At 40.0% G+C, this 22,924-nt stretch carries 22 protein-coding genes and 1 pseudogene; all 23 read right to left on the bottom strand.

What is annotated here, in order from left to right:
* Positions 1 to 147 precede the first annotated feature (147 nt).
* The 23 genes and pseudogenes from A9Z07_RS16985 to A9Z07_RS16880 all read right to left on the bottom strand — a co-directional run bounded on the left by A9Z07_RS16985 (position 148) and on the right by A9Z07_RS16880 (position 22,885).
* Positions 148 to 705 carry a lysozyme gene (locus tag A9Z07_RS16985; RefSeq protein ID WP_069579946.1) on the bottom strand — a complete coding sequence of 186 codons (558 nt, stop codon included), beginning with the start codon at positions 703 to 705 and terminating at the stop codon, positions 148 to 150.
* Positions 706 to 813: 108 nt separating this feature from the next.
* Positions 814 to 2,826 carry a hypothetical protein gene (locus A9Z07_RS16980; RefSeq protein ID WP_069579945.1) on the bottom strand — a complete coding sequence of 671 codons (2,013 nt, stop codon included), beginning with the start codon at positions 2,824 to 2,826 and terminating at the stop codon, positions 814 to 816.
* A gap of 241 nt (positions 2,827 to 3,067) precedes the next feature.
* The gene (locus tag A9Z07_RS16975; RefSeq protein WP_047428646.1) at positions 3,068 to 3,280 is read right to left on the bottom strand and encodes a hypothetical protein; all 213 of its coding nucleotides are present in this window, start codon (positions 3,278 to 3,280) and stop codon (positions 3,068 to 3,070) included.
* Positions 3,270 to 3,554 (bottom strand): holin, encoded by a 285-nt coding sequence (locus A9Z07_RS16970; protein ID WP_069579944.1) that lies wholly within the window; start codon positions 3,552 to 3,554, stop codon positions 3,270 to 3,272. The genes A9Z07_RS16975 and A9Z07_RS16970 overlap by 11 nt, the downstream gene beginning before the upstream one ends.
* A gap of 111 nt (positions 3,555 to 3,665) precedes the next feature.
* Positions 3,666 to 5,522, bottom strand: coding sequence for a hypothetical protein (locus A9Z07_RS16965; protein WP_069579943.1), 1,857 nt, complete (start codon positions 5,520 to 5,522; stop codon positions 3,666 to 3,668).
* 129 nt (positions 5,523 to 5,651) lie between these two features.
* Positions 5,652 to 9,080, bottom strand: a complete 3,429-nt coding sequence (locus A9Z07_RS16960; RefSeq protein ID WP_069579942.1) for a host specificity factor TipJ family phage tail protein — start codon at positions 9,078 to 9,080, stop codon at positions 5,652 to 5,654.
* Positions 9,073 to 9,435: a hypothetical protein gene (locus A9Z07_RS16955; RefSeq protein WP_069579941.1), complete on the bottom strand. Its 363-nt coding sequence runs from the start codon at positions 9,433 to 9,435 to the stop codon at positions 9,073 to 9,075. The genes A9Z07_RS16960 and A9Z07_RS16955 overlap by 8 nt, the downstream gene beginning before the upstream one ends.
* A complete protein-coding gene (locus tag A9Z07_RS16950) occupies positions 9,432 to 9,938 on the bottom strand; it encodes a DUF1833 family protein (RefSeq protein WP_069579940.1) in 507 nt (168 codons plus the stop codon). The genes A9Z07_RS16955 and A9Z07_RS16950 overlap by 4 nt, the downstream gene beginning before the upstream one ends.
* Positions 9,938 to 10,336, bottom strand: coding sequence for a hypothetical protein (locus tag A9Z07_RS16945; RefSeq protein ID WP_069579939.1), 399 nt, complete (start codon positions 10,334 to 10,336; stop codon positions 9,938 to 9,940). The genes A9Z07_RS16950 and A9Z07_RS16945 overlap by 1 nt, the downstream gene beginning before the upstream one ends.
* A gap of 61 nt (positions 10,337 to 10,397) precedes the next feature.
* Entirely contained in the window at positions 10,398 to 10,871 is a 474-nt protein-coding gene (locus tag A9Z07_RS16940) for a TonB family protein (protein WP_069579938.1), read from the bottom strand.
* Between the two features lie 49 nt (positions 10,872 to 10,920).
* Positions 10,921 to 11,430, bottom strand: coding sequence for a membrane lipoprotein lipid attachment site-containing protein (locus A9Z07_RS16935; RefSeq protein ID WP_069579937.1), 510 nt, complete (start codon positions 11,428 to 11,430; stop codon positions 10,921 to 10,923).
* Between the two features lie 82 nt (positions 11,431 to 11,512).
* Positions 11,513 to 15,743: pseudogene (locus tag A9Z07_RS16930) on the bottom strand (tape measure protein).
* A gap of 203 nt (positions 15,744 to 15,946) precedes the next feature.
* A complete protein-coding gene (locus A9Z07_RS16925; RefSeq protein ID WP_227516950.1) occupies positions 15,947 to 16,354 on the bottom strand; it encodes a hypothetical protein in 408 nt (135 codons plus the stop codon).
* On the bottom strand, positions 16,351 to 17,460 hold the full coding sequence (locus A9Z07_RS16920) for a hypothetical protein (RefSeq protein ID WP_069579936.1): 1,110 nt from the start codon (positions 17,458 to 17,460) through the stop codon (positions 16,351 to 16,353). Before A9Z07_RS16920 ends, A9Z07_RS16925 begins: the two co-directional genes overlap by 4 nt.
* 121 nt (positions 17,461 to 17,581) lie before the next feature.
* Positions 17,582 to 17,779 (bottom strand): hypothetical protein, encoded by a 198-nt coding sequence (locus A9Z07_RS16915; RefSeq protein WP_062846832.1) that lies wholly within the window; start codon positions 17,777 to 17,779, stop codon positions 17,582 to 17,584.
* A 350-nt stretch (positions 17,780 to 18,129) separates the two neighbouring features.
* Positions 18,130 to 18,297 (bottom strand): hypothetical protein, encoded by a 168-nt coding sequence (locus A9Z07_RS17935; protein ID WP_171259001.1) that lies wholly within the window; start codon positions 18,295 to 18,297, stop codon positions 18,130 to 18,132.
* 98 nt (positions 18,298 to 18,395) lie between these two features.
* Positions 18,396 to 18,911: a hypothetical protein gene (locus A9Z07_RS16910; protein ID WP_069579935.1), complete on the bottom strand. Its 516-nt coding sequence runs from the start codon at positions 18,909 to 18,911 to the stop codon at positions 18,396 to 18,398.
* Between the two features lie 88 nt (positions 18,912 to 18,999).
* Positions 19,000 to 19,917 (bottom strand): phage tail tube protein, encoded by a 918-nt coding sequence (locus A9Z07_RS16905; protein ID WP_069579934.1) that lies wholly within the window; start codon positions 19,915 to 19,917, stop codon positions 19,000 to 19,002.
* Between the two features lie 52 nt (positions 19,918 to 19,969).
* Positions 19,970 to 20,950: a phage tail protein gene (locus A9Z07_RS16900; RefSeq protein ID WP_069579933.1), complete on the bottom strand. Its 981-nt coding sequence runs from the start codon at positions 20,948 to 20,950 to the stop codon at positions 19,970 to 19,972.
* The gene (locus A9Z07_RS16895) at positions 20,950 to 21,303 is read right to left on the bottom strand and encodes a hypothetical protein (protein ID WP_009507412.1); all 354 of its coding nucleotides are present in this window, start codon (positions 21,301 to 21,303) and stop codon (positions 20,950 to 20,952) included. The genes A9Z07_RS16900 and A9Z07_RS16895 overlap by 1 nt, the downstream gene beginning before the upstream one ends.
* A 102-nt stretch (positions 21,304 to 21,405) precedes the next feature.
* Positions 21,406 to 22,068 (bottom strand): hypothetical protein, encoded by a 663-nt coding sequence (locus tag A9Z07_RS16890; RefSeq protein WP_069579932.1) that lies wholly within the window; start codon positions 22,066 to 22,068, stop codon positions 21,406 to 21,408.
* A 30-nt stretch (positions 22,069 to 22,098) separates the two neighbouring features.
* Complete coding sequence (locus A9Z07_RS16885) at positions 22,099 to 22,488, bottom strand: hypothetical protein (RefSeq protein ID WP_069579931.1); 390 nt, start codon at positions 22,486 to 22,488, stop codon at positions 22,099 to 22,101.
* A 1-nt stretch (position 22,489) separates the two neighbouring features.
* Positions 22,490 to 22,885: a hypothetical protein gene (locus tag A9Z07_RS16880; RefSeq protein WP_069579930.1), complete on the bottom strand. Its 396-nt coding sequence runs from the start codon at positions 22,883 to 22,885 to the stop codon at positions 22,490 to 22,492.
* Between the last annotated feature and the right edge of the window lie 39 nt (positions 22,886 to 22,924).

The raw sequence follows: 22,924 nt of genomic DNA, 5'->3' as shown, positions 1-22,924 counted from the left end.
TTCAAGAAGAGAGCCCTCATCAGAGGGCTTTTACACATATACCGACCTGAATATTGTTGTTGATCGTGTGTGCTGTGCAACTAGGTAAAAAAATAAAAATGCTGGCGCTTAAGATTAATGAAATCACTGAGCGCCTGCAGTGATGTATTACTTTTTTAAGAAAAGCTCTCGCTCATCAGCACGGCGACGGACTAATCCTTTTAGCACCTGCCCACCGCCCTTATTCCAACGTGGGAACTGGTTTGCTGCACCTTTAATATCTCCCTTATTTAGTTTGGCCAATAAAGTTGAATCTTTAAATGCCTGCTCACCGATGTTGTAAGTGAGACTGACCAGTGCATCAAACTGATTTTGATTAATTGAAACTTTCACACTTTGATTCACTGTTTTCTCAAAACGGTTTAAGTCATGCGCAAAATATTCCTTGGCTTGGCCTAATGTACACTTATCTCCTTGCTTAACTCTCACACCATTTGGATATACAGTGGTACCGTAGCCGATCGTCCAGACACCAACACCATCATCATAGGCATCAAGTTTCAAATCTTCAAAACTGATAATCAGATTGATACCCACCTGACTTGTGGTCTTTCCTTTTGAGGGATTTAGACCATCAACTACTTTGCTTAATTCATCCACTTGAGCCTGTGTTAATTTACCACCAGCCAACTTACGTGCTTCATCAAAGAATGGTTTTCTATTCATTTCACTTTCCTATAGGTAATAAAAAACCCACCTTAATAGGCCGGTTATGGGTAATTTTTTTTAGATTTAAGCTAATTAAAGTTTTAAACAAAGATTTCTTACAGTCACTTATCTAGAAACTGTTACGTATACCGTATGGTTCACGACACTAGGTGCTCCCGTATAATCTTTATAAAAAATTTGCAGTGTATTTTGAGCTGTAACTTCAGCAAGGTATTCTCCTTCTGACGGATTTAACATTGGACAGTTAACAATCACTCTATCACCAATAGAAATCGGTTTAAGTGTCCTTGGTGAAGCGGAAAATATGCCATTAGCGTTCGGCTTAAAGGAGAGATTATAAGTTGCAATAATTCCAGTATTATCTGCTAGTACCCATTCCGATCCTAACCATAACCAGTACCGCTGATGTTTTGCACCATAACCATCTAGACATGCCTTTCCACCCGCGCTGATATAATTTGATGCAACACTTTCATTCGCTGGTGAAGAAGCAGAAGTAACACCAAGATTACAATCTATTGGAGCAATAACATTGTTACCTGTGCTGAAATTAATTGCACATAATGGAGAGGTATTTCCTCGATAGATCCCTAAAGCTGGATGCTTGATCCGATTACCTGAAAAATCATCTAAATAATTATGCTGTGCAAATTCAACAGCACTTGGTTTACTCAAAGCAGAGTCATCCAAAGTGGTGTAATCAATATTATTACCTGTTATTGAACCCCCAAGAACACCATACAAACGTAACCAACCAAATGTATTATCTGAGATTTTTACATTTACACAGGATCCATTTGTTACGGTATTAAAAATTTCCGCCTTATTTCTTTCCACGATTAGATTGTCGATCGATACCCAAGAGCGTAGTTCTCCCTGAATAGTATTACCTATAATTGCATAATCATTGGCTCTTACAGTCGAGTCAATCCGATTTAAATCAATCATCAATGGTGGTGTTCCCACCCCACGGTAATTAGATAACAAATAATTATCAACGATATATAAATGATCAACATCTAAAGTTCGTATCGTTCCGTAAATCTTACAACTCTTAATTGTCGTATATTGTGCACAAGAAATGATTGCAGCATATGTGGCAACTGTATGCTTCGAAATGAATCTGGAAAATGTCGTATATAAGCATCCGAACATGGCTCGGAAACCTAATCCAATTCCATCTACATAATCATCTTCTGAAACACAATATCTGCTCTTAGCACCAAAATATACGCCTGAAACAGTATTTGATACTGGTCCGTTTCTATGCAGAAATTTATTATTTTTGCTTAAGATATGAACACAACCAGCAAACGTGACAAGTAATCCATCATGTGGATATCCATCGTAGAATGTACATTGTTCTACCACACAGTTAGACGAACCATAGTTTATACCTAATTGTGTTAATTCATTAAAAGTACATTCTTTCCAGATCATATTGAAACAAGTTTGAAATCGAACACTTAATCTATCTTCCGAACCAACATATGAGAAAGAACAGCGATTAAAGGTCATATTGCAAGAATATTTATTTGCATAATAATTTCCTTGTATATGAAAATTTAAATCATTAATTACAGGCTGTTCATCATTAATAAAATATAATCTAAATGCATATCCCTGGTAAGGAGACTGGTCCAAACCCTTATTAATTGTAATTTGAGAACCATTGATGCTTTCCACTGTAACCAATTGAGAGGTAATTCCTAACTCATTTGGATTGCGCTGGTTTGCAATATACCAACTATCTTTATTATCACAACCATAATAAATTAGTGCACGCGTACCAACCGAAACATCAGTAGTATTTGAAAGATTTAATACCATATCACCTTTACTATAAGTCCCTATGATGTCTTTGTAGCTCATGCTATTAGAACTCAATGGATTAGAACTTAGAAAAATAGCTCCATTACCATAAATATTTACACTATTTTTAGTAAAAACTTCACCACTGAGGTAATAAGTTGCATTCGGATTGCAGTTAATATTAACAGGTTTAGTATTTAGAAGACTTTGCCAAGCTGAACGATCATCATGTATACCATCGCCTATAGCACCAAAATCTTCTGGTGTAGCACAATAATTGTTATTTGTATTATTAATTAAACTCATATCTTACCTCTTCAATTTTTATAAACAAGTACACTTTTAAATTTATGCTCGATTATTTTCATCTAAGAATCTATTTAAATTATATTTTTGATAATCAATTATTCTTAAGTAGAATAAAATAACCTTCTTTCTTTTTAACACTCTATTTCTGTGAAATGAAGTCAATATTCTCCTATAAAATAATAAAAAATCTTGTATGGATAAAAACCGCCCGAAGGCGGCTGTTTATTGATTATCAAATCTAGAAATCTTTTTCTTTCTTCTTTTCCTGTTCTGAACTACCGAAGTAGAAGCCACAGGCTGTTGTCATTGCTCCAGCAATAAAGCCCAGTGCTGTATTGATTAGGTTGCTGTTCTCTCGTGGCATGTCCACAAAAAATAAGGCAATCACCAATACAAACATCAGCCCAACGAGTGCAAAGGCCAAATAAGCCCGAGTCTGTTCACTTGTCATCACAATCCCCTTTTAACCGTTCTTTCGTTTGTTCATATTGCTGCTTACGCAACTGGTGGATTTCATCGGCACGCTGGTTCTCTTTACGCTTGTAATAGAGATTTAAAATGAATGTTGCCACGGCAACTACAACACCAAGTACCGCCATCCAGTCAATTGAAGCCCACCAAGACACTACGCTCACCCCTGCACTTGTGTATGTTGTATAAGTAAATTTGGTTGCTGTTGCGGCTGCATTTGCTGCAGCTTCAACAGCCCCCTGCTTTTCTGTCATGTCTATCTCCAGAATTTTTGACAATAAAAAAGCACCCGATTGGGTGCTTATATAAAAATTAAAGCTGTTAAAGCGCTTGTAAAATTTTACCTCAATTAATAGGCCCTTTTCTTATGATATTGCTCCATAAGTTTTCCAGGTATTTCCGCTAAACACCCACCCAATATTTGCTATAGGATTAGAGTTCTCAACCAGCATTCCAGATGACCAGTTTAAAGTTAATGGGATAGATGTAGAAGAATCCATAATAAACTTGCTTGTGTTGTCTTTAATAAATATACCGTTAACGAAAGATGTTGAATCTGCAATGGTACCATTTGTAATGTAAATTATACTTCCATTTGTTGCTCGGACACCTACCCCAACATTTTGACCAGATTTAGTAATAAGTACATTGTCTAAGTAAACCGCTTGAGAATTATCCACATTTAGTCGCTCATTATAACCATTAGAATTACTAGCTGAAATTGTTAAGTCCTTTAATCGAATTGTAGCCTTACAATTTTTAATCAATAAACGTTTAAAATCAGTTTGTAAAACCACCTTATTATTACTTGCAGGGTTTCCTTGCATGCACACTTCCCCACCTCCTGTTATGGTATTTATGACACTTACAACCAAGTCAAAGTTATATATGCCATCTGCAAGTTGCAGTGTCAGCTTATGATTAACGTGATAATTATCTAAATAAGTACTAATAAATTTTCTAAGCTCCTCAATATTAGAGATATTTACAATTAAATTTTTTTGAGTTGAATCATCAAATGCAAAACGTATAGGTCTCGTATAAGTAAAGTTAGGTACAAAATAAGCCTCACTACGACGCACAGAACCATCAGTAATGTGGAGGTTTTCTGTTCCAAAATTTGGCGAGGTAATTCCTATCTTGTAAGTGTAGTAACGCACACCATCTATATGAAAACCGCTAAGAGTTGCATCCCGTCCCGTTACGAACTCCATTAAATACAAAGTAGGAGTTGTTGGATCTTTAGAGCCGCATCGCTGTGAATAAAAACCGTTAATACTTAAACCTCGAAATGAAGTAAATTCAGCAAGCTTTTCTACATCTTCAGCACCACAGGCAATCATACTGCATCCACGAGCATTAATTTTATAAGCTAGAGGTGTGTGATCAGTTGCACAAGCAATTAAAGCGCAATAACAAGCTATGCTAATATCGTAACTACATACTGTTTGATTTCGTATATAACAAGATTTTAAATTAATTGAGGTTGTAATATTTCCCGCTGTGGGCCTAATTACTATACCTCTCTGTCCTCCATTTACAGACAGCATAGTAATATCTGCAATAAAGGTTTGTATGTATACACCGTCGATTAAGGGCCTTTCTATAGTTAATGAGTTTATTTTTAATTGTGGGGTGTACACAGTACTAAGTGTATTTATTCCATAATCTGCAAGATTATTACAATTGAATACACCATTTTCAATTCTAAATCTATAGACAGAATCACTAAAATATAAAATTGAACTCATAGGGATTGTCGCTTTTATCTCAGTATTAGGTGTTTCAAAATCTAAATATATATTTGACTGACTTATAGAAAATGCAGAGTTATTAATATCAATAGACCCAGCAACATAAGGATTATCTCCTTTAGTAAACAATATTCTTTTTACTACATTGTTTTTGCAATACTCAATAACTTTCCTTATTGCAAAGGCATCATCATCAACACCATTTCTTTTGGCACCAGCCCACTCTGGTTTTACACCTATTTCTAGAGAAACCCTTACCCATCCGTTAAAAGTTACCACGCCATCATTTACATTAGCCTTAGTGTTATTATATTCAAACCAGCCTCCTTGCAACCCTTTGACAAAAAGCCTTTGCCCCTGCCTTGGAGTATTAATTTCAATAAGCTCCTGTAAGTTTTGAATTCCATCATTAATTTCTTTCTGATTTTTATCACCATCAATAACATCTGTAGCATTTACTGTAGCCATTTTTATACCTTTATAAGTTTTATTTAATAAGAGAACCTTTATGTAAACAAGGTGGTTCTCTTATTTTTTAACACTAGAAAGTTGTGAAAAAAAGCACCCTTTTGGGTGCTTAAATAAGAATTAAAGCTGTTAGAGCGTTTGCAAGATTTGCCCTCCGTTAATCACTTCTAATGTCTGTAATGGGATACCAGTAATGGCTGGCCCACCTGGTCCTGGCTCACCTTCAAGTGTTCCATGGTAGTTCCAGTTCCATGTACCGGTATTAATGGATTTAGTACCACGTTGGCCCCAACCACCACCATTACCAGATAAAGGTGATGAATAATCACTATCCAGCTTTTGATAACCTCTGCCCGGAATATCTCTCTGGGCATCGGAAATCTTATTGGTCTGGTAGTTATTATTAAAATACCCTCTGAATTGCGGTACTTCACTAGATGTTGGGACAAAGCTCAGTGCCATACCAAAAGGTGCACCACCTCCACCACATGTACCCTGCATTGCATAGCTATATCGTGTACTACGTCCACTTGGCGTGGCACCACCACCTGAGCCGCCACGCGCAACAATACCGCCATCGATGATCAGGTTTACTTTGCTGTGACGCACCAATAAGCCTGGTGCACCGATACTGCCGTCACGTCGGGTTTTCGTGAATGCATTCTCATAGTCATTCCCGTCATAAAAAGCTGCATGAGCAATACCACCATCACTACCACGCCCCACAATTGCTCCTTTAATAGTGAGGTTTACCACCAGATCTGGTGGAAACTCTCCAGTATCAATGGCAGAGATTTCTGGCAGTTCTGGCACCACATATTTAATAGAAGCGAAATCCCGACTATGTTTATAAATAAGCTCTGTGTACGGTCGAAAAGCACTTGAACTGCACACCAGTACACCAGGCTCAACCACAAAGTTAATGACTCCAGAGACTGGCAACTCGCCACGCTGCATCTGATATAACCGTACCAGATTGATATCCAACTGGTCGTAACGGATATAGATTGGCGTGTCGTCAATCGGGGTATCGGTAAAGTCCTTGTCATTCTGGTAATAGCGTTCATCGTAGTTGATGGCGGTGATTTTATTGCTCGTCTTGCCTACAGGTTCCTTCTTGGCCACCAGATAAGGCAATGACCCCTTGGTATCATCATTCACCACAATATAAGTCGTGTTAATGTAATCCTCTGGATTGAGCTTGAGTGGACTATTCGGTAAACGTCCCAACACGACTTTGTTTGAAGCCGCGCCTGCAGTCACAGGAATCAGATCCACACTGCCATCACTCATCTGCAGATAAATCACATAGCTTTTGCCTACAATGAATTCCATATCATGACTCAAGGTCAGGATCAGCCCTTCTTGCTGCAACACATCCCCGCTCCGGTGAACACCATTACGATAATCTGCTACTGCAATACGATCTCTCAAAACAAGTAGTTCAGATTCAGATGCCGCATCAAAGGTAATCGATCGACGTTGAAAACGCATCTTGTTCCAGAGCCGGTACGCATTAAAGTGAGCTTGCCACTTGTTACGTACACCGACCGATTTCACCACTTTAGGATTCTTGGCGCTCTTGTCTGGCAGATAGATATTGATACGGCTATCGTCAGCAGGATCTGTATATTCATAGATTAAGCCGTCATAGTCATCCATCACACCGAAACTCAGATCCCGTTGATAGGTTTCTGGATAAATATTCCTGAAGTTAAACAACAGTACAGAGTTATCCGTAGGTCGCTCAAAATACAGCTTGAGTTTGTTGTTCTGGCGATATGCTGTACAACCCACTGCATCACAAACGTTGGTTACCAGTTCTTCAAAAGACAGGTTGGTATCATCAATGGTTGCACAGAACTCGGCAGCCAGCGGTGTACCGAAGTAATCCACTATCTCAAAGTAAGTCCGATAGATATTTTCGAGATCCAGCTCATCAATAGTACGACGACCTATCTTTTCATCCAGTGCCATTGAGACCAGTGCATCGGCAAAACTTGAAGTCGGAAAGACTTCTTTGGTCATTTCGCCATTCTGGTAAAAAGGCAACATCCGCTGCAGATCAAAGTTGATCTTGCGGGTCTTGACCGAGAGTGCTCCAGTCGTTGCATAGGTTCGAGCACGAAAAACAGTTTCACTGTGGTACCGCGTGCTTTGTAATGGAAACGCTCCGTAAAGTGCTTGCCACTTCACCTCATCCACGACACTAGGCGCATTGATTGCGCCAGTCACCCGACGTGCACGGACACTGCAACGCCCCTGAAAAGTGGTCATATCCAGTGTGACACCCACTGTCTGGCGTGACTTTGAAGATCCTTTCATGGTAATGCGCTGGAACATTGGATTACCCAATGGCTCACCATTAACATTGATCGGTGTCACTTCCACTTCAAGCTCAACATCCAATGCACCTTGAATGTTGCCGTTGAAAATAGCGTAGAGTCCATTGGTCGCAACAAAGTTACAGAGCACCCGGTTACGCTCAACATTGTCCAGAACAAAAGGCCCGATCCATTTCTCGCCTATCGATGCAAGTCGTGGTGATAGCTCAGCTGTTTTCTGGGTTTCCAGCTCTTTCAGGATCCACCAGCCTGGATTGACTGCGGCTGGATTGGATAAGGTCATCCGGTCATTTGCGACAGACAAAACACTGTAGACCCCATCCAGATGATAAAACTGGTTATTGAACCAGAAACCGCTATTGGTGATTTCTACCCGATCATTACTGACAAACTTGGTGGTTAAATCCGTAAGATTAGATGCAGATCTTAAAATCTCATTCGGATAACCAAATCTTAGATGGTTGTTACCTTCTAGTACCTGAGTATCTGCAGAGCGCAGGATCTGGCCATTGACCGAGTTTTGTTGCTGTATAGATAAAGGTAGTGTCGTAATCTCACTGCCTAAAAAGAAATACGGATTGCCAGTAACAATATCGACATCAGGGCTATAGACCTCAATCGATGCACCGGCAATATCAACAATATTGGTTTCACCGTCATATGCGCCTTTAATGTGATAATGGCCACGGCCAATACAGCCGACAATGTGCTCAACTTCGACATTGTTCTCATACACCTTATAAGGCACTGCAATCAGATCAGGTGTATCGTTTGCAGCACCAAACAGATCCACAACACGGCCATTGACCCGCATCTTGTTTTCACGGCTAGAAAGCTCGTTGTTAGCCGATGAAGATTGATTGTTATTCTGGTTGGTCTGTGCGATCGACGGCGTTGGCATCAGTAGTGCTACGGCAAGGCCAACGACTAATGAAACGACTGCAGCAACCAATGCGGGGATCCCTTTCGGATTCTCAATCACAATGAATGTGCCAGGAAGAAAATCGAGCTGCTTCAAGTCATGGGCATTTTTCGGTGTGACCTCATTGGCCATCGAAATTTCAGCATGCTCCATATCACTCGGATTGTGAAAGATACGCAGGTGCTCAGGCATATACTCATATTTTGCTGTGAGCCATTGCCCTAAGGTTGAAGCGCGTTCTACCACCTTCTTTTCAGATAAAGGATCCTGTTTATAAATAATCTTAATCATAGTAACTGACCCGATTAAACCCCATTGCCATTATGACTTGTTCAGATAAATAAGACACACCGCTTTCCATCAGGTGCAAAACCTTACCCCCACGAAAAAGCCCCACATGCGGGGGCTTGTTTCTGAGTCTGGGGTGGAAAGCGACTATGCAGCCCTCCTTGGGCATGGGCAGCGGATTAAGCAATTTCAATCGTGAGGGTAAAAAAGTGATTTCCCCCTTAGGTTGCATAAACAGTTCCAGTGCTTCACCACGATCTATGCCGTACAGATCCAATGCTGCTTCATGGGCAAAGTGGACACAGTTATAACGTTCCTGATCGTATTGCCGATCAAGTAAATGATCATGACCTTTCATAATGCCCCCTTGAGACCGGTGAAGCGATCCAGCGAAAAGATGTCGCCAGTTTTGGCGGTATTCAGTCGCGGTGACTCAGCTTTGAAAGTGACTGCCTTGTGGTCCATGGCCACGCCTGAGAGTTGCAGGTCAAGCAGGAAGTACATCGGTGTATTGAGATTATCTGAGCTATAAAGCCGGTAATTTACTGTTGGCTTAATATCTGGATACTGTCCTTCCATCACCCGCTCAAACTCATCCGGCAGCACATCGCCCAAGCCTGATATTGAAATCGTTAAGGATTGGTCCAGATCACCCAACATGCCTGATCGCTGGATCTCGGCAGGCAGGTATTCATAGAACAGCTGGCTGTCATTCTCCTTGTGCCGGACATAAACGCCTTGATCATCATTACGGACCACCCGATAGGTATTGATGAATGATGGATGTGTCAGCTCGATACACTCCAGCTGATAAATATCGACCGTACGATTGAGAAAGAACTTTGCATATTCCTGATCCATCACACCACCCAATCATTGATAAGCGCCTGATCAGCAGCCAAGTCCTTCTGATTCTGTACAACCTCAAGCTGCGCATTTACCCGGTACAGGTTGCCGTTGACCTCAATTGTTTTGAAAGTACCTGGCATAAAGTTACACAGATATTGCTGACGTGTACCCTGATCGATCACCAGATCCGCATGGAAGGATGCAGGTTGGCTTTGATAAACCCGCCAGAAGGCCATCATCTTATTAAAGTCGGTTTTATTTAAGCTCCAGTTCACATCGACTATGTGGCTATTACGCTTTACATCGATGTAGTAGCGGCCACGTCCACCATCGAATTGCTGGCGTTTCACATCATCACCTGGTGTCACTGCGTAGCCGCTCGTTTGAGGATTAAGTTTTAACTTGTACATAACTTTCCTTCAGGTAATAAAAAAGCGCCTATAGGCGCTTCACATAAATTTTAGTAAAAGATTAATTCACATCATCATCAAGAAAAAACTGGAACGGTAAAGTTACCTTAAACGAATAATAGATTCCATTAAACTCATAAGGTTTTAACTTAGCGATCTTGACTGCTGCTATCGCTTTTTCATCTAGTTTTGGCAATCCAGTACTTTGTTTTACATTAACTTTAGTAATGATCCCCTCTTTATCAGCCTCAACATTCAATAATAATGTTCTATTCTTTCCCTCTAATTCGGCTTGTGTAAAAATGACATTAGGCTTTTTTTCCCACCTCACTACTTGTATATCTGCTGACCTTAATTTAGCTAATGGATGAGCTTCATTTCCGCTATGATTTCTTTCCAACCATGAACTCTCATCAGTGGACTTAAGGCTCTTACTTGACTCACCATTTCCAACGACTGGTTCTAAACAGTAAACATTACCCGCTAAAAAAGTCCCGAAAAACCCAAAAATGATCGAAAATTTTTTTATATTCATACTAAATGAGTCCTAAATTTATTTTTAAAATTAGCTAAAAGAACATACCTTAATTTTGGCATTCAAGAGTATTCATATCGACAACTATTCTCATATTTTCATTAACAAAATTAAAAGTTTGTGTAATTTCCATGCCTCCATTCTTCTTAATTGCAACACTATGAGCAAAAAATCCCTTGCACTGTTCGTCCAATAAAGCTTGTTTCAGCAACGATCTACTATCAACAGTCAATTTACCTTTATATCGTTTACTATCAATCTCATGCCTTATAAAAAAATGATTACGACCAAAATCAACGGACTCAAACAAATATCCTTCGGAAATCTTTTTTGGCAATGAACCATAGTAATTATTGATTGCTTTCAGATAGATAGGATCTGTCTGATAGTCCTTTAATGGATTAAAGCGATATTTTGCATCAATTACTTTTTCTTGGAATAAATACTGATCCAGAGTATCTGTCATAGGAGTTGTCTGGTTTACTACACTATTATTTGAGATTGAACTACAACCTGTAAGAGTCAGTAGCCCTCCTAAAAAGAAATATATTTTTTTCATTATGTTCTGATTTTCCCATTATTTTACATAAGGATATATATTTTCAAAAATAAAAACCACCCCGAAAGGTGGCTTTTACTGATTAGCGATTACGCCGTGCAGTCGTGTTGGTCGAAATGGCTCGACTGATCGGCGAGTTAGGTTCCTTGATTTGATCACTCACAATTTTCGGTACCTCGCGTGGAAGCGTCCTATCCAATTCATCTTTTACAATCAATCGAACAGTATTTTCATCCAGTTGCTCTGCTTCGACCGCTACACCTTTCATCTGGTTCACCACTTCAATTTTAAAGTTGATCGTAGGTGCAGTTGGTTGAACTGAAGCCAAAGCCTCAGCCTGTGGCCGTGCAGATCTGCCCAGAGTGAAGTCATAAACATCCTCAAGATTAGACCGATCCTGAACCAGACCATTTGGCGAGAAATACACTTTGCCATCGTGGTACAGATCCGAACCGGTAGAGATTTTTGAAGACTCTATAGCTTGGTTAGCTTTATAGATAATCTGATCATCTCGTGATTGATTGAAAATGTTTGATTTCTTCTGGCTTTCCATAAAGGCGTTAGAGCTCATCATTGCACGGCGCATCATATTGTCAGCTGAGGCATTGTTATTGAGGAATGCATCAGGGTTCGAACTCTTACGCATACTCTCAACTAAATTGACACCGCCCCAACGTTTAATATCATCCTGTGACCATACGATCTCGCCTTTATGGACAGATCCGGCAACCTCGTATTTACCGCCTTTACCGGTATAAGCACCCTCAGCAAAGCCTTGGTCCTTGATTGCACGAATATTGCTGATAATGCTTGCACCTTGAGCAATCGCACCTGCAATTAATGGAAGGTTTTGAGGGAAACCAACCTTGGCAGCCTGTGCAATGTTTTGCTGAATCGCGATACCCGCTGCTGCAATTGCATAGGCCTTATCAGCAGCAAACATGATCTTGTAGGCTTTGGATTGTTCTCCGAACATTGAGCCGAACATCGATGTTACTGAACCAATCATTTGCCCACCGAGAGCAGTTTGAGCATTCAATCTATCTTGTTGGTACTTGTCTTCAATCGCCTGAGCATTCTGGGAATACTCATCGTAGATGATATTTCGTTGCTCAAGAGCCGCCTGCATGATCGCTGTTTTCTGATCCTCAAAATCTTGCTGTGATAAAAGACCAGCTTGTAGTTTGGAATTGATATCCTCAATACCATTCTGCTCGTTGTAATCAACCGCTGCTGACTTGCTATCAAACAGATCCTGAGATGTGCCAAGGCGGCTAAAACGATCCTGATCCTGTCTATAGAAATCTCCATAGCCATTCATGTCGGCCTGAATACCGCTCCAGTTCTGAACAGCGCCTGTAATCTTGTCACGCATCTCCTTTTCCTGATTGGCTTTGGAGAACGTAATCTGTTTTTGGCGCTCTTCTACAGTAAGTTTGATATTCTTTAAAATTTCCTCCCGTTCTAATCGATACCGTTCCTGCATAGCTTCGGTTTCAGACAATAAGGCTAATTTAGCCTGGAACAAGCGCTGTTCTTGTGCCAGTTGCATCAACCCCAGCTCTTGCTGATATTGTTGCTCCAGCAATTCAACCGCCTGTTTCTGTTCAGCCTTGCTGAGTTCAATATCATGGGCAGCATTGAACTTTTTACGGGTAAAGCTTTCATCAAGCAACTCAGCTTCAGTTTTTTGGAACTCCTTGTAATCATCCAGTTTGGTTCGTAAAGCCTGTTGAGCGATTGCAATATCAATATCAGCCCGAGCTTTAAGTTCAGCAACAATCTCCGCTTTACGTTCAGGACTAAAATTGGCTTTATCAACCTCCTCTAATTTTTGAGCCAGATCATTTCGAATCCTGGTTTGCTGATCAGCAACTTCATTCTCAAGCTGAACCCTTAAACGTGCCTGCTCTTCGGCTATTTTCGTGCCATCTTGAAGCATCTTAGAAAAATCTTTTGATGAAATATCACCAGCTGAATATCCATTGATGCCTGCCATATAGCCCTGAAAGTCTTTCCAGTATTGATTGTTATATTTACCAATACCTTTACCTTTCTGAACGTTGCCCTCACCAGCATGGTAAGCACGTACAGCCTTTTCCAAATCGCCTTTAAACAGTTTGAGTAGGTAAGACATATACTTACCCGCACCTTCAGCAGATTGGGCCAGATCAGTTCGATCTTTAACACCGTATTGCTTAGCCGTACCAGATAAGAACTGGAAACCACCTGTTGCACCAGTGTCTTTGTTATATGCTTTGGCATTCCCTCTGGATTCGATCATGTGAATCGCAGATAGTGTTCCCGCTGGCAGACTGTATTTAGATTCGATATTAGAGAAACCAAACTTTGCGGCATTGGCCTGAACCTTGGCATTTACAGAGAGAATCTTCTGTTGCTTAGATAATTCGTCTGTCGTTTCCTTGAGTGCTTTATTTTTGGCCTCAATAACCTCGGTATTTTTCTCCTCAATAGCTTGAAATCTCAACGCTGCCTGATACATCTCAGTGGTAATCTGCACACCATTTTTTCGCGCCCAGTTTGCCAGTTCTAACAATGCCTTTACTTGAGCTGGAGTGTAGTTCTTGACAAGTAATCTTTGTGATAATTGGGCATCAAAATCACGATCAAATAATGAATCTGCATATTTCTTTTGAGCATCTTTTGCAGCCAAAGCAGCCTTTTCATTTTCAGTTAACGACTTGGTATTTTTATCAAGACCAACGATCGCATTTTCAGCTTTATTACCTGCAAGTGTTACCTCTATCCCAAATAAACTGTATGTTTTTTTGGTCTTGTTGGCAGTTTCAGCGACCACATCATAGGCGCTTACTTGTTTGAGCAAGGCATCCCTGAGATCTGAAGGGATTCTCTGACTCTTAAGTTGCTCTATCGCTTCAGTATATGAAATGGTACCAAGTCGAGCCTTATTTGAAATATCGGTAACTTTGACATTACCCACGGCATAGTTTTGAATGGCAATTAAAGCTGATGCGACCGCCTGCTCCTGTTTGAGCATTCGTAGCCGCAGTTACAGCAGCTTGTGCCTGAGCATATCGTGCTGCAGCTGCAGTAGCTCCATATTTAGCCTGAGCTTCAGCATTAGTCGCCTGAACATTGGCAAGATGCGCTTTTGCCGCATTAAGCGTTGCTGTTGCTTCTGTAACCTCAGCCTGAGCATTGACAATAGATGCCTGGCGACTACGGATCGTTGAGATAATCCCCGTATCTGTGGCAACAGTTTTAGCAATAATTCTCTTGGTTAAATAAGCAAGACCACCAGCCATAGCAGCATTCATCACTAAATCAATATTATCGGCTAGCAGTCCCAAGCCTGCTGCTGCAGTATTGGTTGCACCCGTACTCTGATTGATTTCACCAAGTAACTTTGTCACGGCGTTTGACAATGTGGTCACACCATCTGCCAGACTATTCTCCATAGCATCCGCTAATTCTTGATTTGAGTCTCTGGTGGCTTTTAATGTCTTAATCAGATCTTCTAAAGAGATTTTACCAGTCGCACCCAGCTCTCGAATTTGAACCTCAGTCTTGCCTGTGGTTTTAGCCATGTCTGCAATAATGTTATCGGCAGCGGTAACAATCGAGATCCATGCATCAGCATCAATCTTGCCTTTGGCCATAGATTTAGAAAATGCATCGATTGCAGATTGCGCCTGATCCGCACGTGCCGCATTTGCCGTAAATGAAAAGGAAAGTGAGTCAGAAATGTCCAAGGTATCGTTCGTGGCGTAACCTAAGGCTTTCATTCCACCAGCCAAGCCTAAATAGACCTCCTGAGCCTCTCCTAAGGCACGGTAAGTACTTTTTGTAGATGCATATAAACGCCCCTGAACAAGATCAAACTCAGCAGCACTTTCTGTTGCATTACGAATACGTGCAGCCATCTGAGTTGCACCATCAGCTCTGGCAATTGCCTCATTTACAGTAACCAGCCCCACCATAAAACCAGCCAAGGCTTTAATCGATGTCCCATAGGAGTGAATCGACTTTTCCTGCTTATCTAGTTCCTGCGATGTATTTTTAATTTCTTGTGTAAACTTTTGATTCTGCTGAGTCGCCTGCTTGGTGACTTCAACCGTCTTTTGCACGGATGAGTTGGCATTATTTACCGTGGTATTAAAGTTCTGGACAATGTTATTGATTACAGAAAACTGCTTGCCCATATCTTTTGTAGATTGTGATGCTGAATCGCCACGCTCAGTAATTCTAGACATTTCATCAGCCAAAGCTCTGGCATTGCGTTCAGCATTTTGGGAGTCAATTACGATGACTAAGCGGGATTCTTGTGTCATGGTTACTTTCCTTTAGGCAATAAAAAACCCGCTTTCGCGGGTTTATTTGAATAAATTTTAAGACAAAATAAAGCTGTTTAAACTCTACTTAACCATATTTAATTGCTTTAGATTTTAATATTTTAGGAAAAGTGTTTTGGCGAGATGGAAAACTTTAAAGGTTAGCTCTTTCGATAATAAAAAGCCCCGAAAGGCTTTTCCAACTAATTAAAAAGATTCACCCAATTAGTAGTTAAAAGTTGATCTTCTTTTTCTTCAACTACGCCAGATGTAATCAATTTCATATTCTCAGCGATCAAAATCAGTTCTATTGTGGAGTCATTAAATTTAAAAATGAACTTAAACTTATCACTTCCTAAGTCGTATGCAATACATTCAGTAATATAAAACTGTCCACTACTCAAATCATTTGTAATACTAAACTTTTCAATTGAAGCATTTTCAAAGACTACTAATGCTTTTTCTAGCGAATATTTATCTGATTCAAAATCAGAAAAAAGATGAGCATAAAGAAGTACATTTAAAGAAAAGTTCTTTGGATCAGAATCTAATAAGAAACCATAAAGTCTAGCATCGTGTAGTCTAAATAAGGAATCAAATTTATTAATCATGGCGCTACTCCACATCCACCAAAATTATGTCCTTTCAAGAAACAGCGGCCATCTGGAAGTTGATGATTAACATCATAGTGCCAATGAACAGGGCTACCAGTTTTAGCCATACACCCATGAGAACCAACATTTATATCTGGATCTCTACCATGTCTCTCAAAATGAGTTACTTTATTGAACTTCACGCCTGCTGGTGGATCACACTCTTTTTTACAGCTTGGATTTGTATTTTGATCACATTTTTCTGAGGCATTATTCTCCAACTCCTGAACAACCAATTCTGCTTGAGCTACATCATTAAGAATATTCTGAGCTGCTAAATTAGTTGCTACCTGAGCATCTAAACTTCCTGCATCGGCATTAGAGATAACTTGTTCTGCTACAGCTTCAAGTGGAAGCGTTTTTTCTTTGGGTGCATTTATATCTACCAGAGTGCCTGTAATATAGACTTTATGCTCTTTGCGATAACCTTCTGGATAAGTTATGCAATAACCATATGCATCAGAATAATTTGGGGCTTCTTTAATATCTTCTACACGTACAAAATGTGCTGGTTTATCATAATAAAACTGTCCTATAATCGATGCCCATTTTTTGCATGATTCAGAAGCTGAATATGCATATGTTTGAGCATATTCATTAGTTGCCACTTTCCATAAATACTTGCCTTCAGGAGGCTCTCCAACTTTTGGTTTAGGTTTATACCTAATCTGATTGTTCGCAGGATCCATTACCCAATCAACAGCACCAAGCAATTGGTCTACAGCAATAGTCAAAGCAATGCCTGCTGCTCCACCTCTTAACACTTCTGCTACCTGCTTAGCATTTGGTGTTATTAAAGCAGCAGAAATCTTTGTATCTTTTGCGGCATCAATTAATGTAGAAGCACCCATTACTGTTGATTTGGTAACATTCCAGCCCTGTAATGGAGCTACAGCTCTCATCGTCTGTGGAGAAGTTGCCAATCTGTAATTTGCTAAAGCTGGAGTTGCTTCTGCTTTCTGTAATGTATTTACCTGCACATTAAATTGAGCTGCGTCGCTTTGATTACTATCACCACACCCCGTTAAACCCAACAGCATTGCAAATAAAAGTATTCTTTTCATTTATTCCCCCTTATTTTCAATTAGTTTATTTTACTTTTTAGTGAAAAACTATAAATTTCTACGACTAAAAAACCCGCACACAGCGGGTTCATCCATATTAAATAATCTTGAGCGGAATACTCTAATTCTCTGATAATTGCTTTATAAATCGTGTAGCCTCTTCTTCATTCATCGTGATTACCTGGTAAGAACCATGGCCACTTGCAGAAGGCACAGTATCAATCGTAATTCTTACCATTCCGTCAGGTGATGTAAACGTAGAGACAGCAACAATATGTGCTGGATTAATAAAGTTTTCAGAATCTATTTTGATTAGCATGATTATCAATCCTTTTTATTTATAATTTTTATATCAAATCAACTGTAACTCTTGTTAATTCCGTTGTAATTCAATTGTTTCAATGATGATAGGAATGTAGCTAAAGTTTTCTTACATTGAAATATAAGTACTAAAAAACCACCCGAAGGTGGCATGCAATCAAAGAGGATTGATAAAATAAAAATACAAAATAAGAACTACCAGCAAAATACAGGCTAGAGTTAGATAGAACCCAATCGTATTAAAGCTTTTTAAGAATTTAACAATATCCATATTTTTCAACCCCTTAAAACTTACGTGAATTATCACATATTTTAGCGAAAATAGTGATTCAAATCACGATAAAAGCATCATTTAGCCCGACCACTGTCACTTTTGGCCTTCACCTTTTTATAGGCTTCTTCCAGAAAAAGATCGTCCAAAGCAAAGATGCAATCATTAAAGATATGTGAACCAACAGGCACATCATTATGTTCAACATAAACATTGATGGCCTGCTGGTCTATTGAGAGTGGCATACCCTGCTCATATCGTCTGGATCTGCAAATCGTGCTGAAGGCAAGTAGAATTGATTCAGCTGCATAGGATGATTCTGGTGGCTCAGGAATATGTCCACCTAAGAACTTGATTTGTTCGATTTCATGCGGCGTTTTCGACGCATAGTTTTTTTGGTACTTGTAGAGCTCAATGACTTTCCCAGGATAACGGCCTTATCCTTATCGGCATTTTCCTGAATCTTCTGAGCTTCCGTTTTAATGAATAACCAGATGGCCACACCGATGTCACCAAGGTTAAATAACTTGGAAGCATTCTCAGCTGTATAAGGCATATCAGTCTCAACCGTTTTACCGTTGACCACCTCAGCGAAGAATACACCCTTCCAGTCTTCAATCAGATGCGCAGCACAGGCATCCATTAATAACTCATGATAAAGCTTGTCAGCTGGATCTATGGCCATAACGTCATAGCCTTTGGACGTGATCTGATTCCCAGCACGTTCGATCGCAACCTGAAAAGGTTTATAGGCAATGCCACGGATCTTGAATTCGGCCTGAACCTCTCCTTCAGCATTTTTGAACTGGCACCATTTAGATACCTCTGAACTTTGTACAATACCGACTTTTAACGCCATAACGACCTCTATAATTTAAGCAATAAAAAAAGCCCATGACACTGCACAGGCTTGGTTTTAATTAGATGAATACTTGTGTACGCGCTTATTACAACAACGCACGTACAATGGTTGGGCTGGTACGCACTTGGGCAAAGTTGATGTCTACCGTGATGATGTCATCACCACCGCCGTCTGGATGATTGGCTTCCATGACTTCCAGCTGCGGGAAGTTCAGAGAGTACTTGCTGCCTTTGTTATCCGTAATATCGAACCCTAAAGTGAACACATCACGGGTTTTGATTGCATCAATCCATGCAGCAGATGTCGCCGAGAACATGAAATTACCGTTTACACCGATATCCATCATTTTCTCTAAGTAGAACTCTGGCGTGTATTTACCAGATCCAATACAACGGATTGCTTCGAGGTTGTTATTAAAGTTAATAGTGAGTGTCTGTAGACAAGCTTTACCCTGAATCGACTGACCGTTGATCAGTAACTTTTCAACGTTTGGCATACTGACCACTGGACGGCTTGAAGCGGGTACTGGATTGGTCACTGGATTCACTTGCTGATGGGTAAAGGAACTACCCACCAGACCAAAGTTACCTGTGATCTTTCCTGTAGTCTGAATCGCAATTTCTCCAGTATTGACCTGCACACCGCGATAGATAAAGACCTGGCCAATATCCTCAAAAACCTTAACCAAGGTCAGGGATTTACGGATACCACCGCCAAAGCTTAACGAATTGGCAGCCCAGTTATTAAAGGCCAGCACACTCAGGAATAAGTCAAAGGTCCCAAGTGATAATTCAAATTCCAGCTGGCCAGTGACTTCTGCTTCAGTTACCGAAGCACCCTGACGGAAACGTGAATCCACCACTTCATTGCTTTGTTCGGTAGATACGTTTTCTGATAATCCATCGGTTACACGGCGAACGGTGTACCAGACCGGATTTGCTGGAGTGGTACCGAGCACTGCCTCTTCACAAGCATATAACCTGATTTTTGCGCCTGAACTCATTTATTGCTCTCCAAAATTTAGGCATTAAAAAACCCGCTGATTAAGCGGGTTGTTAAGATTGTTGTTCATTAATCTCTGGAGGATCTATACCGTCCATAGCTGCTGCCACTGCCTGAGCCAGATTAGTTGGCTGAAACTCGACAGGCGTTTCAGAAATGGCATCATCCATTTCATTGAGTAACTGCTCTTCCGAGATTGGCTCTTCATGTAAGCGGATATCGATCCAGCGGCCAGCAGGAATATCGAGAGGATTGTCCAGATCAGCTACAACAGCAGCAATTTCAAAATCGAACTTGCGTTTGTAAGTTTTAATTGAGATATCGCCGTTCTCAAGTGTTTCATAGAGTACAGCAACAACTGTATTACCATTGGCATCTTTTGGAATTTCGATATACCAGCCTTCCTGTGCAAACCCTAAAGATCCTTTAAGCAGATAGTCACCAGTCCCTAATCGTTCAAATGTGATTGGCTGTTCCTTTGCTTCATCATTTAGTTCAATTGCATTAGCAAAGAGCTTAACGATCGGAGAGGTTTCTTTAATAAAACCATTTACATCTGTCGTTGTATTTGCAGTGGTTCTTAACTCAGAAACACTGTGAACCTGTGGGGTAGCTGTTACATCATTAGTGATAACGTGAAATAACTTTGACTGATTAAATCCGAAATACAATCTACTTAATCGATTGCCCTGACGAACACTCATTGCAGCTCCATAAGCCACAGTAGCTAAGCCTCCTTTACTATAAGTAGCCCCGCTTTTGGCTTCGCCTTCCGTAACATCAAGTGTATTACTACCACCAGGCAACGTAGGTGTAGTAATGAAAAGCCCCAAAGCTCCAACCTCGACTACATTACCCACCTCTAACCCAACTGATCGGGTTGCTGCATTTCCCGCTCCTTGTACTTGAGTCCAGTCAGGCGTCAGATTCGGAATACCAGAGGCAAATGGCAACATAAACTGCTGTTTACCTTGTGCTGCATTATAAGGATATGGTCGATGCTCCCAATTAAACTTAAAAACAAGATTGGCCATTATGCTGTCACTCCATCAATTACCTGAAACGTCAAAGTTTCAGAATGTTGAGTCACGCCACTAACTACAGCTTTAAGATCCATCTGGACCAGTCCCAATGGCCATGCTGCTGTGCTGGTACCTGACTTCACGTTCAGCCAACCTTTCTGATTGGTCTGATTTAAGGCGGCACAAGTTAAAGTTGCAACGGCAGCACCGTCACTCAAAGCTTTTACTTGTGAAGTAAATGCATAACCAGTCAGGTTAATTGCACGGCGCACATCATTAGGTGGAAATTGCAGACTTTCGTCCATATCGACAAGCTGCAGATTCAGGTTAAAGGTGTCACCGCGCTTAAAAACAAAATTGCTCATAAGTGATTCCTATAGACATAAAAAAACCACCGATGAGGTGGTAGTAGATTAGAAAAAACTGTCTCAAGAGACAGCTCTTCTTAAAGGTAATTTTGACTTAAATTAAATAGGACTAACATGATCTTCATCAGTATCATCTATTTTAATCGCTTCATTTTCTACACTTTTAATAAAACGTATAACGCTACTTTGTTTACCACCCTCAATCAAACTAAATATGCCAATCATAAAAAATAGAAAAGGAGAAACAATAAACTCAACCGCTATCACGAAGTTTTGAGCATGATAATATTTCAATATATAATCTTTGTAATCTCCAAAAAAAATAAAAGGAGTAACTGCCAAGCTAACAAAAAAGATATAAGAAATGAAAAAATATAATCTCTGCCTTTTTGGAGCCTTAGGCTCTAAACGACTAACTCTTCCCATTGAATCATACTTCAATAGGATTCTATGCTTATAAATTAGATAGTTACTAACAAACCTATCAGCATCTTTAAAGCTAATAAAAAATAAAGATTCATCAAAATTAATATTTGCATTATTAAACAACTTTTTTGAAAATCTATCTTTAGTTAGTCTTGATAAAGATGTATCTTTTTTTATTTCATCAAACTCTTTCGAAGCTGCAATATCCAAGTCTATATCTGAATGAAACTTAGGTTTACTGCTGTTAGCATTATTCCTATTCAGCCACCACAAAAAAAGAGGCAAAAGAATCGTAGAAATTACAGATAGAATTATCTTAATACATTCCAAACTCATATTTAAACCAATAAAAGTAAAAGAATTATATTAATTTATTTTGTATCTAATCGAAATATTGTATTGGATGAAATCGCTATCCTTACCAGCATTAATCGATTGTCCCTGTAGACACTCCAGATGATCAATATTGAAATACTCGAAATGATTCAGTAATGCATCACTGAGCTCGGTAATCGCTTTCTCTCCAGTATGCAGTCGATCGAAGCATTGAATCATAATATTGCCAGTTCGCCGTGTACAAGGCTTGTCAGCGATACCCGAAATAAAGCTTGATCCACCCGCAATCATTAAACGACACCAAAGACCATTTTCGGGCGCTTTAAAGCTTGGCGCATTAGGTCGCATTTGATCAATGCCAGAGAAGCCCTGCATGCGAGCAATAATGGCTTGTCTTGCTTGTTCCAATGTCATTGCCATATTAGCCACCATACTTTTGAGAGATAAAGTTAAATGTGGTGCTATAGATGCCCTGTGGTGCCTGATCTGACCAGTCGTTTTCCAGACGTTCTGCATAAGGTAGATTGTTCTGGATATAGACCAGATTTCCCAACTTGAAGCTCAATAATTTTTGAACTGCATCATTTTGTGCATTAGGATCTATACCGCCTTTTGGTGCACTACTGGACGCTTCTCTTACGCCATAGTCAGGACTATTCACAGAGACTACATGTGAAGCACGGTAAGCCCCATCCATAACGGGACTACCCATCATCAAGCTCTGAACCGTTTCCATTGCCATTTTACGCACATGCGTTTCTGAATCGCTGACGAGTTGCACAGCGAACTCAGTAGGTTTTTTGCCCTTCCATCCCATAAATTACTCCATTAAAAAACCACTCTAATTAGAGTGGTT

Origin of the sequence: Acinetobacter sp. YK3 (genome assembly GCF_001729365.1) — a bacterium.
In the GTDB taxonomy this organism is placed as follows: domain Bacteria; phylum Pseudomonadota; class Gammaproteobacteria; order Pseudomonadales; family Moraxellaceae; genus Acinetobacter; species Acinetobacter vivianii.
The sequence above is the reverse complement of the archived record's forward strand: the minus strand, read 5'-3'. Positions and strand labels throughout refer to the sequence as shown.